Genomic DNA, 12,656 nt, shown 5'->3' with positions numbered 1-12,656 from the left:
CGATTTGCGGACACACTCTGGGGCAACGCGACCCACGAAGGATTCGTGCAATTGTTGACAACGGATTTCTCAGGTTGAATCCTTTTGCCTGCCTCATCGTCACACCGGAAGGTCGACCATCTTCTGCCTGACCTGTTTGAGAACGGCGTCCAGCTCCCGCCCCTCCAGCGTTTCCTCCGCCAGCAGGATGTTCGCCAGGAACCGAAGCGCCGTCTTCTGCTTGCGGACGATGTCGCGGGCAGCCTTGTGGGCATTTGCGAGCCGGGCATGCACGCGTTGGGCAAGGTCCAGATCCGTGCCAAGGATTGCCGAGCCGTCCTTGGGCTTGCGGTAAAGCAGCGGCCATTTGCGGCTGAACCCCAACACCGTCTCCATGTCGAGCGCGAGGCCGGTAGCAAGGGCGAGGTCGCTTTGCTCGGAGCCGCCCGAGTTCGACGTTGCAGACCCGAGGATTTCCTCTTCCGCCGCCCGACCTGCCAAGTGCGCAATGAGGAAGACGGTGAGCAATTCCTCGGTCTGCTCGTCCTGGCTGAACGCGCCAAGGACGTATCCGCCGTCCCGCGCTTCGATGGTGATCTCGATGATCGGGCCAAGCTGGAAATAAAGGCGGGCAATCGCATGCCCGGCCTCATGGACGGCCATGCGATGGAGCAAAGGCATCGAACGCGGCTGCTTCGTCCCGACAAGCAAGGATTCGATGTCGTCATAGGTGACGGCCCGCTTCTCGCGCCGGGCCTTTCTCCTGGCGCTCTGGACGACCTCCCTGAGGTCGGCGCCCGTCATGCCGCCTGCCTTGCGGGCAAGGGGGCGAAGCGCGCGTTCGATCGTGGCCGCGTCGGGTGTGGCCCCATTGGATGTAGCAATGTCGGGCTGCGTCATGGCGTTTTCCTCCGGGCAACGTACTCTATTCCGTTCGCGGCGAGGTCGCGCAGCACCGCATCGGGCAGCGTATGAAGGAAGCTGCGAAGATCATCCTCAGAAGCCATGACCGTCGGCTTCGGCGCGGTGGCGACGATGGCGTCGAGATCGCCACCCAAATGGTGTCGCAGGATCCCCATGCGCGCAGTGACATCGGGCGGTGAAATCTTCAGATGCGGCGCAAGCCTGCCTGATCTCAGCAGCGCCGGATCGATGATCGCCGGATGGTTGGTGGCGCCGACCACGATCACGCCGGCCGTCCGTGCCGCACCGTCGAGAAGTTCGAGCAGGCAGTTGACCAGGGCGTTCCAGTAATCGGCGTAGTCTCGGGTAAAATCGGTGCGGCGGCCGATGCCGTCGATCTCGTCGATGAACAGGATCGCCGGATGATGCGCAACTGCCTCCGCAAAGGCCCGTTTGATGCGCTTGACGACATCGCCGAGATAGGCAGGCTCGAGCCATGTCGCCATGGAAGTCGAGAACATCGGGATCTGCAAGGTGTTGCAGAGCGAGCGGGCGAACATGGTCTTGCCCGTACCCGGAGGGCCGGAAAGCAGCAGTTTCGTGCTCATCTCCTCCCAATGAAGTTCTCCGGCCTGCCAGAGCGGCAAATCCACGGCCAGGGAAAGCGCCCAGTCGCGGGCTTCGTCGCAACCGGCAAAGGTCTCGATGCGCTCGATGAAGCGACCGCTGTCGGTGGAGGAGATCTCTTTCGGCTGAACGATCGCGCTTCCGGAAACTTGATCTTTGCTCCGTCCAGATGAGCCTGAGCCCGAACTGGCTCTATTCGAATCCTTGGATTGGCTGGACGCTTTTGGCCCGTCGTCGTCGGGCGGGCCGTCATCGGGATCGGAGGCAAGAATGCGCAGGGTCGCGGCTGCCGAGGACGGCGTCACACCCGGCCGGATGGCGATCGACAAGTCGGCAAGGTCGAGCCTGCCGAAATCGATGTCGTCCAGTTCTTCTGTTGGCCGTTCCCCAAGCACCGCCTCGATGGTCCGCCTGACAATCTCCGCATTGAGGTTGCCGCAATCGAGATTGAGTTGGGCGGCGGCAGCGAGCTTTGCCGGAACTCGCCGGTCACGTTCCGAAACGACAAGGATCGGATAGGAAGCTTGCGCGGCCTGGCCGACGCGCCATCCTTCGCCATTCACATCCCGGTCTTTGCCGGCGAAACAGACGATTTGCCATTTTGCGCCAGGCATGCTCGGGAAATAGAAGCTTCTGCGCCGATCAATATCGTAGCCATTGCAGCAGGAGACTTCTCCCGGCAGGATCAGGCCGCGCCTCAGGAGATCGAGGAAGCACGTCTCGAAGTGCCGCGTCCCGCAGTGGATGGCGATGATCGGCTGCTTCTGGCGCAGGATATTGAGTGCCTGGCGTTCGGCATGTTTGCCATTGGTGACCGCTTGCGCGACGAGCAGCAGGCACGCCACCTCGGATGCCCTGGGTGGTTCGGCGGCGTCGCGCACGGCCCGCACAATCTCCGTTGCTGATGCAGCGCCGTCCCGAGATGCATGATCGATTGCAATCCTCGTGGCGGAGGCTAATGACGACGGTTCCGACCCGTCTTCGGCAATGAACAGATCGCCATTGCCGAGGACCGGATGACTGCTTTCGCCAATCAGCCTGCGCCTCTGGCGCGCCAGCATGGCGACGACCTGTCGGCCTGACGCGGTGTCCGGAAGGTCCGACCCGCGGTGAAAGACCTGGAGAACGCGGCCACCACTGTCGACGAATTCTTCGCGCAGAAAGTCTGCCTCGACGGCTGCATCGATGGCACGGCGCTCGGCCTCCCGGCGAAGCCGCCGCACGAAGTGCCGCGCGAGGCGTTCGTTCATCTCGTAGGTTCGCTGCGACGTCGCTGTCATCCCTGATCCTTTCTCCGCTGGAGAGTATGCGCGCGCGGCGGTCATTGCGGCTCCCGATGGCGTTCACGACTTTCCACGAGTGTTTCGACGAGACGTTCGAGCTTGCGGATAGAGCCGCCCGTCCAGGCGCGTGCCAGGGCTTCGATCTCGTATATTTCGAGCGGCGTCGCCCAGCGCGGGTCATGGCCCTGCTCGAGATAGAGCCTTTCGAGAATGCGGCTCGCCAGGAATGGAAGATGTTCCGGTCCAGGTTCCGGAAAGCGAAGGATCCGGCACCTGTCGCGCAGAACGGCTGGAATGCTTTCGACTTCGTTTGCCGTCATCAGCCAGGAGAGATGCGACAGGTCGCAATTCGACTCGAGGTAAGGGTCGAACCAGCGGGCGGAGGTCTCCTTCTCCAGAAGCCCGACCAGCACGTCGTGGACATTGCCATTGTGCCGGCTGGTGCCCACCTTCTCGATCTCGTCGAGGATGATCGCGGGACCGGCACTTTCGTGGCGGCGCACGGCCATGACGGCGAGGCTCGGCTCGCCCGAGGACCATCTGCGCGCCGTGCCGCCGAGTGCGCTGTCGCTCAGGCCGCCGCAGGAGACCAGTTCATAAGGAACGCCGAGTTCCTCAATCAGCCGCCTCGAGAAGCGGGTCTTGCCGCATCCTGGGATCCCGAGCAGGATGACTGGCCGCAAACGAACATGGTCCCTGCCGACCAGCCCTTTCAGCATCTCGTCGGCGATCGACACGACCCAGGGAAATTCCGTGGTCAGCCGTGTCCGTACAGCGGCAAGGTCGGGAGTGCCGGGCAGCGGCAAACGGCGTCGCACGAATGCCTCGAACTCCTTGACGACGCGCTTGCCTTCCGACGTGGCATCGTTGCCGACCGAGGTGAAGACGATGATCGACCCGCCTTTATCGGCGACATCCAGCGTCTCGTTGTCGGTGGCCTCCGCCGGAACATCAACCGAAAGTTCCTCCTCCTCCGGTTCCCTCCTTTTCGACGCGCGCTTGATCGCCCCTTCGAAATCGCGTTCGTAGCCTTGCAGCATGCGCGACAGCGATCGGCGCGAGGCATAAAGATTGCCGACCTTGGCGGTATGGGCGAGTGAGTACGCCATCACCGCCCATGCCAACGCCCGCCCGGCCATGCGAAGATCGTCCCGTTTATTGATGTCCCGAAGCAAGACACTTGCTGTTTCGCCTGCGATCGATGCGGCGGCATCCGAATCCCCCGAGGAGGCGAGATAGAACCGGCACCGCAACCGGCATGCCTCGATGGGGACACCCTTTACCTCTTCCACGCCATCGAGGGCTCTCACCAGCGACCGTACACCGTCGTCGCTCTGCTCGACGGTCAGTTCCTCCAAGGCGGCGGCAAGAGATGCGAACGCAAGATCACCGCGCTTCTTGATCCGTCGCCACAGCCGTTCGGCATATTCGCGGATATCCTCGCCGAGATCGCCCCGGAAGAAGGCCATGCCGCGCAGCAGCTCTTCCTCGCTCGGCAGGTGCAAGCCCTCAATGGCTGCGTTCAGCCGCCGATTGAAGTGACGGTCCTGCGAATCCGGGCAACTCATGGCCGCGGCTCAGCCATTCAGGCCGGAACGCTCAGCGGGGCGGCCAAGCCGATACCAGCGGGAAAGCGTGCGTGCCCAGCTACGATCCTTCGACAGCAGCCACAGGTCAGACGTGCCGATCAACCGGTTCTGCCCGGCCAACTCCGGATGACCCGTTGACAGGCCTGCAAGGCAAGGCACCGCTCTCTTCGCAAGGATCCATCGGTCGAGAATCGGGGCATCCTCGCCGGCCATTGCTTCCGGCGGCACGCCACGATGAATGCGTTCCACATCCGCAACCAGCGCGGCCAGACGCTCCATCTCGCGCACGAAGTCGGCACCGGGTTCATCGTGCTGGTCGAACAGCAGCATCAGCAAGCCTCCGTCTATCTCCAAGGATCCGCTGCGTTTGGATCCTTGTGATTCGCTGGAATCAGCGGGACAGACATACGGCGTCGCGCGATCGGCGTCCATGACGTCGATTAAGGCGTCCATGACGCCGATCATAGATTCACCTATGGATTGCCACGAGCGCCATCTGGAGTGTCGACGGGGTGGGCGCTAGGAATGAAGTCATGGATGTCCCCAACGAACTTCTTCGCGCCGCGCGTGTCGCCCTGAACATCGGTCAGCGAGAACTCGCCAAGCTCTCCGGCGTCGGCCAACGCACGATTCTGCGCATCGAACGCAACGACGAGACGGTCACGCTTGAATCACGCCGTCGCCTGCAGGATGCCTTCGAGAAGGCTGGCGTAACGTTCCTTCCGGACGATGGCGTGTCGGGTCCCGGCCTGCGAATGCGCAGGGATCTCATTCAGCAGGGCAATTTGAGGTTCTGACTCGAAGCCGGCGCTAACACTTTCTGCTAGGGGGTCAGTGACTTCGGCGTCCCCGTAGACCTCGGACTCTCAAAGCCCGTCCTGCGGACGGGTCCGGGAGCGTGGCATCAACGCAATCACTCACCCGTAGAGCGTTCACCACGCAGTCGCAGTCGGGGGCGGCTACGGCGCTATTGAGGGCGCGCCGCCCCCGACTGCTTATCGGGAGGGAATGCGCCTCCAATACGGAATGTGTGAAAACGACGACATCAAGGAAGTGTTCGCCGAAGCCAAGGGCACAGGTTTCGACACCAAGGCGATGCGCACCATCATCAGGCTGCGCAAGAAAGATCAGGCCGAGCGCCAGGAAGAGGAATCAATCCTCGACCTCTATATGGCCGCTCTCGGCATGGTGTGATGAGGCCCAGCCGCAGCTAGTCGATCACAAGGCCGCCGAAGCCCGTTTGGTCCCATCTCAGGGCATTTCTGCCAAAGATCTGCCCCTTCTGCACTTGATCCGATTCCCTTTTTGACCAGCAACCGGGCCTGTCAGGTGCCGGCTTTCGCCATTTGGGGGGCGCCTGCGTTGCGGGGGCTTCGGTTGCGGTAGTCGGCGATGATTGCGGCTCCCGCTTGCTTGTCCTGGAAGGACCAATGCCCGCCTTCCGCGCCTTCGACGATCAGACAATAGACCGCCAGCTCGATCGCTTCACGTACCGCAAGCGTATTCGGTTCATTCCGGGTTACGCCGGCCTCTGCTTCCAGGATTTCGTCGGTCGCGACATAGTTGAAGGCACTTCCTTGGATGCCCATTGAATAGATGGTCTTGGTGGTGGTGACGCTTTCAAGAATGCGGCCGCTGGACACGGAGACAGCGCGTAGGCTGACAGTTACCGAGTCACGGCGATACTGAGTGTTGGCCCCGATACCGAGATAGCGCGCGCCGATGCCGCCGGTCAGCGTATTTGCGTCGTAACCGACGATGCCGCCTTCTATGATAATCCCGGCAAATCGCAATGCAGGTAAGGTTCCGGCGCCCGTGCCTTCAACCTGCTGCCTGGTGGTGGAGATGATCTGGCGCTCCTGCAGGAGATCTTGCAGGCCGCTGCGTTCCATCACGTTAAACCACTGTCCTGCGCCGGCATCGTGCAAGGCAGAGACGGCAAAAGCCAAGCCGCCTTGGGTGACCGCGCGCGAATACTCCGTGAATTCGGAGTTGGGTTTGTGCTGTCCGGTCAAGTCAGGAAAACTGTAGATTGCTACGTCCACGGTCTGCTCGGGCGGCGGAAGATAGCCGAGCTTTGAGCCCGTTGGCGTAACCTGCGCCACCTGCGGCGCTTCCGACAGGAACTCGCGGCTGCCATCGGTTGTGGCGCACCCGGCGACAGACAAGCACACAAAAACAGATGCTATGCGTCGAAAACTGAAAACCACGATCCCTTACCCCACCCCGTAACAACCCCCGCAGGTTGTTTTTACGTTCCAGCCGGCACGACAATTTCGGTCTCCGAAAGACCGTCGTTGATGATCAGCCTGACGTTTGGCCCTTCACGCACGAAGCTGATAGTGGTGCCTTCAAACTGAAACTGCCCGGACTGTTGTGCATTCTCGCCGAATATCGAGTCGGTGATGTTGCTTGCGACCTGATAAAGCAGGCGGCTTTGCAAAGTCGCTATGAAGCGCTCAGCCGGCGTCTGCATCTTGCCGAGCGAGGACCCCGAGCTTTCCACGTGCTTGTTCTGAATCTTCGCGCTGTCGAGCAGATATCCGCCGTTGAGGGGACTTCCGCCGAAGGATGGATTGACCGGCTTGTAAACCAGTTGGTCGGCAGACGCCGCACCGGCCAGGAACACAAAACCGACCGCGACACAGGATAAAAACCGTGTCGCCACCTTGAGACACATGAATGTCATTTTCACCCCCAACAAACCGATACCCAACGCCTATCGCGACTGAACCACGATTTTTCCCCAATCAGGATTGGAGACCTCAATCGGTCCCGACAGAGTTCCGGTAACCTTCGTCTCAACCGAGGCTGGCTGGTAACCCCTCAAATCGTGCAAGACTGAAAGCGCATCCCCATTCACTTCCACCAAAGATTGGTCCGACCCGTTCTCGAGGATTGTCACTTCGTTTTGGTTGCCTGTGACGGTCGCCCTCGCCTCGTTCGTGTCTCCTGTTTGCAAGACAGTTGTCGCATTCTGAACGCCGTGGATCGACACATCCGAAATGTTGAATGACCCCCGCTGTATGGTGAGGGAGTTGTTGTAACTTCCATCCTGAAGCAGGATTGCACTGTTGCCCGTAGTCATCCCGCTGTTGTTTTCACCCGCACAGATGGGGCTGCACACCGGAAAAGAAGTAGTGACGCCATTGTTGGCAACATCAGGCTGATTTGCATCTGCCGCTTGCGCAACCGCCCCAAGCCCGAGCCACAAGGCGAATGCGATGAGAAACGCGGGCAGCCTTGTCATCGATCTACCTTTTGAACCTTGCTTCACATGTTGCGGTTTGGTCGCCGAATCTCACCTGAAGTTCCGCTTCGATCCAACCTTTGCGCCGCAAGCTGATGACGGGAGGAACGAGAGACGCCTCGCCGACGGCATTGGTTGACACCGCGCCCGATTGCTTGGTCTCGGATCGACCGGCGCTGTCCTGCTTCACTACCTTCATCGAGTAACTGCCATCCGAAACCGAAGGGCCAGTGATCCTGGAAACGACAGAAACGCTGCTCGGCGCGAGTTGAACCGCTAGCTCGCAGGCCGGCGGAAGATCAGGTGTCCGAAAAGTCTCGCCATATGAATAGCCGACCGAACCCATCAAGGAGACCAAGACAACGAGCGACACCCGCCCTTGGAGACCGGCAAGATGGCAAACACCTTCAAATTCAATCGCGACCTGAGATTGCTGCGTCATGGAACATGCCCAGCCCTTCCGTGCATATGCACGGAAGGGCTGAAACGGTCCTTGTTACTGCTCGACCGTCGAGGAGTTGTAGTTGCCGCCCTGGATCACTCTGGCGTAGTTGTCGCCACCACCCTGGCTTACGCCAGATGCGTTGTAGCCACCGTACTGCTGGACATCAGCCGTATTGCCGCTTCCGTCCTGGTTGATGCTCGAGTTGTTCCATTCCGAACCCTGATAGACAGCGGCGATGTTGGAGTTGCCGTTCTGCACGGTGCCGGCGTTGTTGGCGCCGACGCCTTCCTGAGTATGTGCTGCATAGTTGCCGTTTCCAGCCTGGCGCACATAGGACAGGTTTGCGGTGCTAGCCTGCGTAACGTAGGCTTCGTTGTCGTCGCCTGCGAAAGAGCCCGTGGCGCTGAGGGCAACAAAGCCTGCAGCGATAATCAGCGAATGCAATTTCATAACACTCTCTCCTGTTTCAAAAAAGGAAAGCGTGGAGGGAATCGACCCCCCGCCCATGCTTTCGCTAACGAACTCTAAAGGATGAAAGCGATTCTTCTATAGATACTTCGGTGGTCGAAAACACGAGTTTTGTTACTTGAATCGACGAAACAAACCCAATGTTTTCAGCATCTAACAATATTACTTCGATTATACACAGAATCTCATTTAAAACTTTCGATTTAGATATTTTGGTGTGACCACCTAGATGCCGTAGTGCTCAAATTTCGCGCCGAACAGTATATTCGAAGATGCTTTTATATTGACGAATGGATTTGCAGAAATGCCAGGCGACCCTATTAAGGTTCTTCACGGAGTAATCACGCAATTGGCGCCTTTGTGCCGCTTTGGCGTGCTTTCAAAGCAGCGCGCCGGTAGGCATCCGGAATGGATAGCGCCCAGACGAACAATCCACCCGCGTGCCGCCCGATAAACGACTGGTCAGGTGTTGTCGTCATATAGGTCAGCACCGAAAACAGGGCCACAAACAAGGCAAACACCAACCCGCGCGTCGCCTCGCGGATTGCCACGTGGCCCGCTCCAGGAAGCAGGATCGCAAGCACCAGGACAGCATAGGGATTGATCGGTTTGGCCATCAGCTTTCTTTCCGCCGACTGTTGCGACATCTTAAGTTCGGATGGGGTTGCCGAGCCGCCGCGGGCCCCGGCTCTTACTCAACCCTGGGTCAGGAGCGTACGGGCGGCGTAGCTGCACTGCTTGCAACACAGGTTGTTCGTCTGCCAACGCCTGCCGCAACGCCTCGGCTTCGGCAATCGCCTTCTGCACCAATTCGCGCGAGACCGGGGCGAACGGAAAGCGGGTCTGGCGCAATATCAGATGCGAACCCCTGTCCCCCTGCGCTGCCTGGCGGATCAAGCGCACGCCACGCGGCGTGATCATAGCTTCCTTCACCGTCGAATCAGAAAACAGGCTGCGAAAATGGGCCGACGCGCGTTCAATCTGCGCGGGCGATGCCCGCCCATCTCCACGCATCAAAAGCGGCGCATCCATTTGAGGCGGCTCGATCCATTGAGGCAGGTCATGGACGGTAGAATAGAATTCAGCACCCGTTGGCCTGGCCAAAACTCCAAGCGAAGGGCGTGGCCTGGCAGCCGTTTCAACCAGCGTTACCTGAAGCCAAAGCTGCGGCAGCCTTCGGAAAACCAGTGTGTCGGCGATGAGTTCGATATTGACCTCACGCCCATCCGCCAGATGAGCGCGCAAACGTGGAAAAGAGTCCGGTGCGAGAGTGATCCTTGCGTCACCGAACAGGCCGGCAACCTCATCCAACAGACCCCTTCGCATTGCCAAGGCGCTGCTATGGTCCTGCACGGCTCGCGCAACCAGCCAGGCAACAGATACAAGGGCGAAAATTGCGAAGGCAATATTGGTGGCCATGGGTGTCCCTGGGTCCTGGCAATCGCGCTTTTGCGAAAGCCGTTCAAAGTGCCTGCTATCGGTAGAATACGAGACGGGCAGCAGAGCAACCGCTGCCCGTCTCCACTTTTAGTAACCCTGAGGTCTCGGCCAGGGCATGGTGAACTGGTCGCCACGGCGTACATACTGGTAACGCCTGAAATGGAACCAGAGCGAGGCAATGATGTAGAAGCACATCATCGCGATGAGCTGGGTGCCATACCCCAGGAACACTGCGAAGAAGGCGGACGAGCACAGGATCAGCAGAATGATCGTCGGCAACGGGTGGAACGGATGCACGTAGCCCCGTTTGATCGTGTCGAGCGGCCACTTGCGGCGGAACATGACCATGTTGAACGTCATGAACGTATAGCCGAGAAGTCCTGACAGGATCGAGAAGGTGACGACCTGATCAAGTGGTGCGCCAAGTGCGAAGATCAGTGCGATCGGTACGAGGAACACGATCGACCGATACGGTGTGCGGTAGACCGGGTGAACGGCACCGAACCAGCTCGGCAGATACCGGTCACGCCCCATCGAAAACCAGGCACGTGATGCATCGTTGATGCAGCCGTTGGCCGAAGCAAGCGTGGCGAAGATCGTGCCAATGAACAGAAGCACCATCAGCCAGACATTGCCGGTCACACGGGCAGCGTCGAACAGCGGTGTTCCCGCCTGACCGAGATATTCCCACGGAATGAGTCCCGAACACATATACCAGGTCAGGGTAGCTGCAATCAGTAGCGTCATGATCCCGGCCATGGTTCCGTAAGGCAGCGAGCGCGCTGGCGAACGCACTTCTTCGGCCGCCTGACAGGTCCCTTCGATACCCAGGTAGTACCAGAGGCCGAAATGTAGAGAGGCCACTATGCCCAGCCATCCATAGGGAAGCGGCTCTTCCGTCACCGCCGAGAAATCAAGCGGGACATTCGAGGCTCCAAACTGAATGGCGAAGAACAGGACGCAGATGGCGGTGAACGCCACTGCCACGATCACCAGGTTGAACGTCAGCGTGGCAAGCACGCCACGATAGTTCAGCCATGCCAGGAACATGATCGCCAGAACGATGAATGGTTGCTGGTGCAGGCCGGAATGGCCCGTCATGCCGGCGACCGTGTCGAGCAGGAAACCCACCGTTATGGCGTTTGCGGCTTCGAGCATGGTGTAGGCCATGACGAGAAACAGACCGACATTGAATGCCATCAACGGGCCAACGATATGCTTTGCCTGGGCATATTGTCCGCCGGCAGCCGCAACGGTCGAGGTCACTTCGGAATCGATCATGGCTACGCAGGTGTAGAGCAGGCCGGCGACCCAGCATGCGACCAGGCCAGCGATCATTCCGCCTTTGCCGACGGCGAAATTCCAGCCCATATATTCGCCGACCAGAACGATACCAACGCCGAGCGCCCAAACATGGGCAGGACCCAGCACGCGCAACAGCTGAAGCCGTTCCGGCTTCGCTGCATCATTTGTGATGTTTGCCATTTTGATTGCCTCTCAAATCGTGTGACGTTCCTGCGTGGCCTCGATCTCGCCTTCGCGAGAGGAGGTCAGCAGGTCGTTGTCATAAGTCGTGTCGACACGAATGAGGTCGATGAGAAGAAAGGCGCCAAAAATCACTGACAGAGCCCAGGCTCCGTATTCCAGAAAATTCCAGATATCCATGTCAGCCCCCTTTGCGCTTCGAGCCGAAGCGTTCGTCCAGAACTTCTCGGTATTCCCTGTCCGATAGCCGCACCACCAACACGAAGTATCCGACAACGGATACGATCATGATGATGAGCGCCGCCCAGCTGAAGCTGTAGTCGAAACGAGCGGTGATCATGTCGTTTACCGACGCGGGATCGGTAATGCCTAGCGCCTCCCATTGCCGCTGTTCCGCGGCATTCTGGCCGAGAGCTTCCCATGTCGGATTCTCGATTGGATTTGGGGTTTTCGCGGCGCCCGCGAGCCCCATATAGAGGGGAACATAGAGTGCCCCCACAGTCAGAACGAGCAAAGTGACGACGTCAAAAATCTGGGCCGCCAGGCCCTGCTTCTTCGGTTCGTATGCCATCGGGATTAGCCTTTGCGCCTACGCATCTCGTCGAGATGCTTGAGATCGAGACCATAAATGAAGTGCCGGTCTTCATCGTAGTGCCGCAGCATTGCAACGATAGCTGCGGTGTTGAGCAAGAGGACGAACCCTCCAGCCACTACCAGGATGATCTGAATGGCCGGTACGGATATGAAGGACCAGATGCTGAAAAGCGTGAACAAAAGCGCGCACCAAAGAGCGAGGACAAATATCACAAGCCCCGTTCTGTCGCGCGAATGCATTCTGGCAATGCGTGCTTCCAAGTCGCTGTCGATAGTTGGATTTATGCCGACCGCTTCCATTGGTTTTCCTCCCTTATGAAATGCGTCAAGCTGGGGCAATTTGCATAAGTCGCAAATTTCTTGCCCTGTAAGAATATTTTCTAGGCCTTTTATTCTGTCAAGTGAAATTACTTTAGGCGCAGGAATTTTGTCGAGGCACTTTTGGCGAATTCGCAACCGACAGTTATTTCAGAATTGCGCGGTTCGAGCAATCAGAAGCGATGAGCATATGCGGCTCCTCCCGGACCCCATGGATTCGCCTTTCGTGCCCTCGGCAGCTGGATAGCCGGGAAATTGGCAAGACGTTTCACGGG

General features: G+C 59.1%; 16 protein-coding genes and 1 pseudogene. 2 read left to right on the top strand and 15 right to left on the bottom strand.

What is annotated here, in order from left to right; genetic code table 11:
• Positions 1-99 precede the first annotated feature (99 nt).
• From ACODTY_RS21255 to ACODTY_RS21240, 4 genes are read right to left on the bottom strand one after another with little or no spacing between them, the layout of a single operon-like run.
• Positions 100-879, bottom strand: a complete 780-nt coding sequence (locus tag ACODTY_RS21255) for an FtsH/Yme1/Tma family ATP-dependent metallopeptidase (RefSeq protein ID WP_488996186.1) — start codon at positions 877-879, stop codon at positions 100-102.
• On the bottom strand, positions 876-2,789 hold the full coding sequence (locus ACODTY_RS21250) for an AAA family ATPase (RefSeq protein ID WP_488996185.1): 1,914 nt from the start codon (positions 2,787-2,789) through the stop codon (positions 876-878). Before ACODTY_RS21250 ends, ACODTY_RS21255 begins: the two co-directional genes overlap by 4 nt.
• A 41-nt stretch (positions 2,790-2,830) precedes the next feature.
• Positions 2,831-4,360, bottom strand: a complete 1,530-nt coding sequence (locus ACODTY_RS21245; RefSeq protein WP_488996184.1) for an AAA family ATPase — start codon at positions 4,358-4,360, stop codon at positions 2,831-2,833.
• Between the two features lie 9 nt (positions 4,361-4,369).
• Positions 4,370-4,846 carry a DUF6634 family protein gene (locus ACODTY_RS21240; RefSeq protein WP_488996183.1) on the bottom strand — a complete coding sequence of 159 codons (477 nt, stop codon included), beginning with the start codon at positions 4,844-4,846 and terminating at the stop codon, positions 4,370-4,372.
• Positions 4,847-4,914: 68 nt separating this feature from the next.
• On the opposite strand from ACODTY_RS21240, the gene ACODTY_RS21235 reads away from it, so the two are divergent.
• Both ACODTY_RS21235 and ACODTY_RS21230 read left to right on the top strand, forming a co-directional pair.
• Entirely contained in the window at positions 4,915-5,178 is a 264-nt protein-coding gene (locus tag ACODTY_RS21235; RefSeq protein WP_488996182.1) for a helix-turn-helix domain-containing protein, read from the top strand.
• Between the two features lie 238 nt (positions 5,179-5,416).
• Positions 5,417-5,575: pseudogene (locus tag ACODTY_RS21230) on the top strand (DUF2312 domain-containing protein); the annotation flags it as partial.
• A gap of 131 nt (positions 5,576-5,706) precedes the next feature.
• Here the strand turns inward: ACODTY_RS21230 and ACODTY_RS21225 are convergent.
• The 11 genes from ACODTY_RS21225 to ACODTY_RS21175 all read right to left on the bottom strand — a co-directional run bounded on the left by ACODTY_RS21225 (position 5,707) and on the right by ACODTY_RS21175 (position 12,363).
• Positions 5,707-6,486, bottom strand: a complete 780-nt coding sequence (locus ACODTY_RS21225) for a CsgG/HfaB family protein (RefSeq protein WP_488996181.1) — start codon at positions 6,484-6,486, stop codon at positions 5,707-5,709.
• Between the two features lie 146 nt (positions 6,487-6,632).
• Positions 6,633-7,097 (bottom strand): curli assembly protein CsgF, encoded by a 465-nt coding sequence (locus tag ACODTY_RS21220; RefSeq protein ID WP_488996180.1) that lies wholly within the window; start codon positions 7,095-7,097, stop codon positions 6,633-6,635.
• A 3-nt stretch (positions 7,098-7,100) separates the two neighbouring features.
• A complete protein-coding gene (locus ACODTY_RS21215; RefSeq protein WP_488996179.1) occupies positions 7,101-7,631 on the bottom strand; it encodes a hypothetical protein in 531 nt (176 codons plus the stop codon).
• Positions 7,632-7,635: 4 nt separating this feature from the next.
• Positions 7,636-8,073 (bottom strand): curli-like amyloid fiber formation chaperone CsgH, encoded by a 438-nt coding sequence (gene csgH / locus ACODTY_RS21210; RefSeq protein ID WP_488996178.1) that lies wholly within the window; start codon positions 8,071-8,073, stop codon positions 7,636-7,638.
• A gap of 54 nt (positions 8,074-8,127) precedes the next feature.
• Positions 8,128-8,526 (bottom strand): hypothetical protein, encoded by a 399-nt coding sequence (locus ACODTY_RS21205; protein WP_488996177.1) that lies wholly within the window; start codon positions 8,524-8,526, stop codon positions 8,128-8,130.
• Positions 8,527-8,885: 359 nt separating this feature from the next.
• On the bottom strand, positions 8,886-9,161 hold the full coding sequence (locus ACODTY_RS21200; protein ID WP_488996176.1) for a hypothetical protein: 276 nt from the start codon (positions 9,159-9,161) through the stop codon (positions 8,886-8,888).
• Between the two features lie 31 nt (positions 9,162-9,192).
• Entirely contained in the window at positions 9,193-9,576 is a 384-nt protein-coding gene (locus ACODTY_RS21195) for a hypothetical protein (protein ID WP_488996175.1), read from the bottom strand.
• Between the two features lie 495 nt (positions 9,577-10,071).
• A complete protein-coding gene (locus ACODTY_RS21190) occupies positions 10,072-11,469 on the bottom strand; it encodes an APC family permease (RefSeq protein WP_488996174.1) in 1,398 nt (465 codons plus the stop codon).
• A gap of 12 nt (positions 11,470-11,481) precedes the next feature.
• Complete coding sequence (locus ACODTY_RS21185; RefSeq protein ID WP_488996202.1) at positions 11,482-11,649, bottom strand: hypothetical protein; 168 nt, start codon at positions 11,647-11,649, stop codon at positions 11,482-11,484.
• Position 11,650: 1 nt separating this feature from the next.
• The gene (locus ACODTY_RS21180) at positions 11,651-12,040 is read right to left on the bottom strand and encodes a hypothetical protein (protein ID WP_056237140.1); all 390 of its coding nucleotides are present in this window, start codon (positions 12,038-12,040) and stop codon (positions 11,651-11,653) included.
• A 5-nt stretch (positions 12,041-12,045) separates the two neighbouring features.
• The gene (locus tag ACODTY_RS21175) at positions 12,046-12,363 is read right to left on the bottom strand and encodes a hypothetical protein (protein ID WP_488996173.1); all 318 of its coding nucleotides are present in this window, start codon (positions 12,361-12,363) and stop codon (positions 12,046-12,048) included.
• Positions 12,364-12,656: the final 293 nt, after the last annotated feature.

This window comes from Mesorhizobium sp. FG116, assembly GCF_057809835.1.
This window is presented reverse-complemented; position numbering and strand designations above follow the sequence as displayed.

Coding starts and splice junctions, on each gene's coding strand:
- ACODTY_RS21255 (WP_488996186.1), bottom strand. CDS start 879: ATGACGCAGCCCGACATTGCTACATCCAATGGGGCCACACCCGACGCG.
- ACODTY_RS21250 (WP_488996185.1), bottom strand. CDS start 2,789: ATGACAGCGACGTCGCAGCGAACCTACGAGATGAACGAACGCCTCGCG.
- ACODTY_RS21245 (WP_488996184.1), bottom strand. CDS start 4,360: ATGAGTTGCCCGGATTCGCAGGACCGTCACTTCAATCGGCGGCTGAAC.
- ACODTY_RS21240 (WP_488996183.1), bottom strand. CDS start 4,846: ATGATCGGCGTCATGGACGCCTTAATCGACGTCATGGACGCCGATCGC.
- ACODTY_RS21235 (WP_488996182.1), top strand. CDS start 4,915: ATGGATGTCCCCAACGAACTTCTTCGCGCCGCGCGTGTCGCCCTGAAC.
- ACODTY_RS21215 (WP_488996179.1), bottom strand. CDS start 7,631: ATGACAAGGCTGCCCGCGTTTCTCATCGCATTCGCCTTGTGGCTCGGG.
- csgH (WP_488996178.1), bottom strand. CDS start 8,073: ATGACGCAGCAATCTCAGGTCGCGATTGAATTTGAAGGTGTTTGCCAT.
- ACODTY_RS21205 (WP_488996177.1), bottom strand. CDS start 8,526: ATGAAATTGCATTCGCTGATTATCGCTGCAGGCTTTGTTGCCCTCAGC.
- ACODTY_RS21200 (WP_488996176.1), bottom strand. CDS start 9,161: ATGGCCAAACCGATCAATCCCTATGCTGTCCTGGTGCTTGCGATCCTG.
- ACODTY_RS21195 (WP_488996175.1), bottom strand. CDS start 9,576: ATGGATGCGCCGCTTTTGATGCGTGGAGATGGGCGGGCATCGCCCGCG.
- ACODTY_RS21190 (WP_488996174.1), bottom strand. CDS start 11,469: ATGGCAAACATCACAAATGATGCAGCGAAGCCGGAACGGCTTCAGCTG.
- ACODTY_RS21185 (WP_488996202.1), bottom strand. CDS start 11,649: ATGGATATCTGGAATTTTCTGGAATACGGAGCCTGGGCTCTGTCAGTG.
- ACODTY_RS21180 (WP_056237140.1), bottom strand. CDS start 12,040: ATGGCATACGAACCGAAGAAGCAGGGCCTGGCGGCCCAGATTTTTGAC.
- ACODTY_RS21175 (WP_488996173.1), bottom strand. CDS start 12,363: ATGGAAGCGGTCGGCATAAATCCAACTATCGACAGCGACTTGGAAGCA.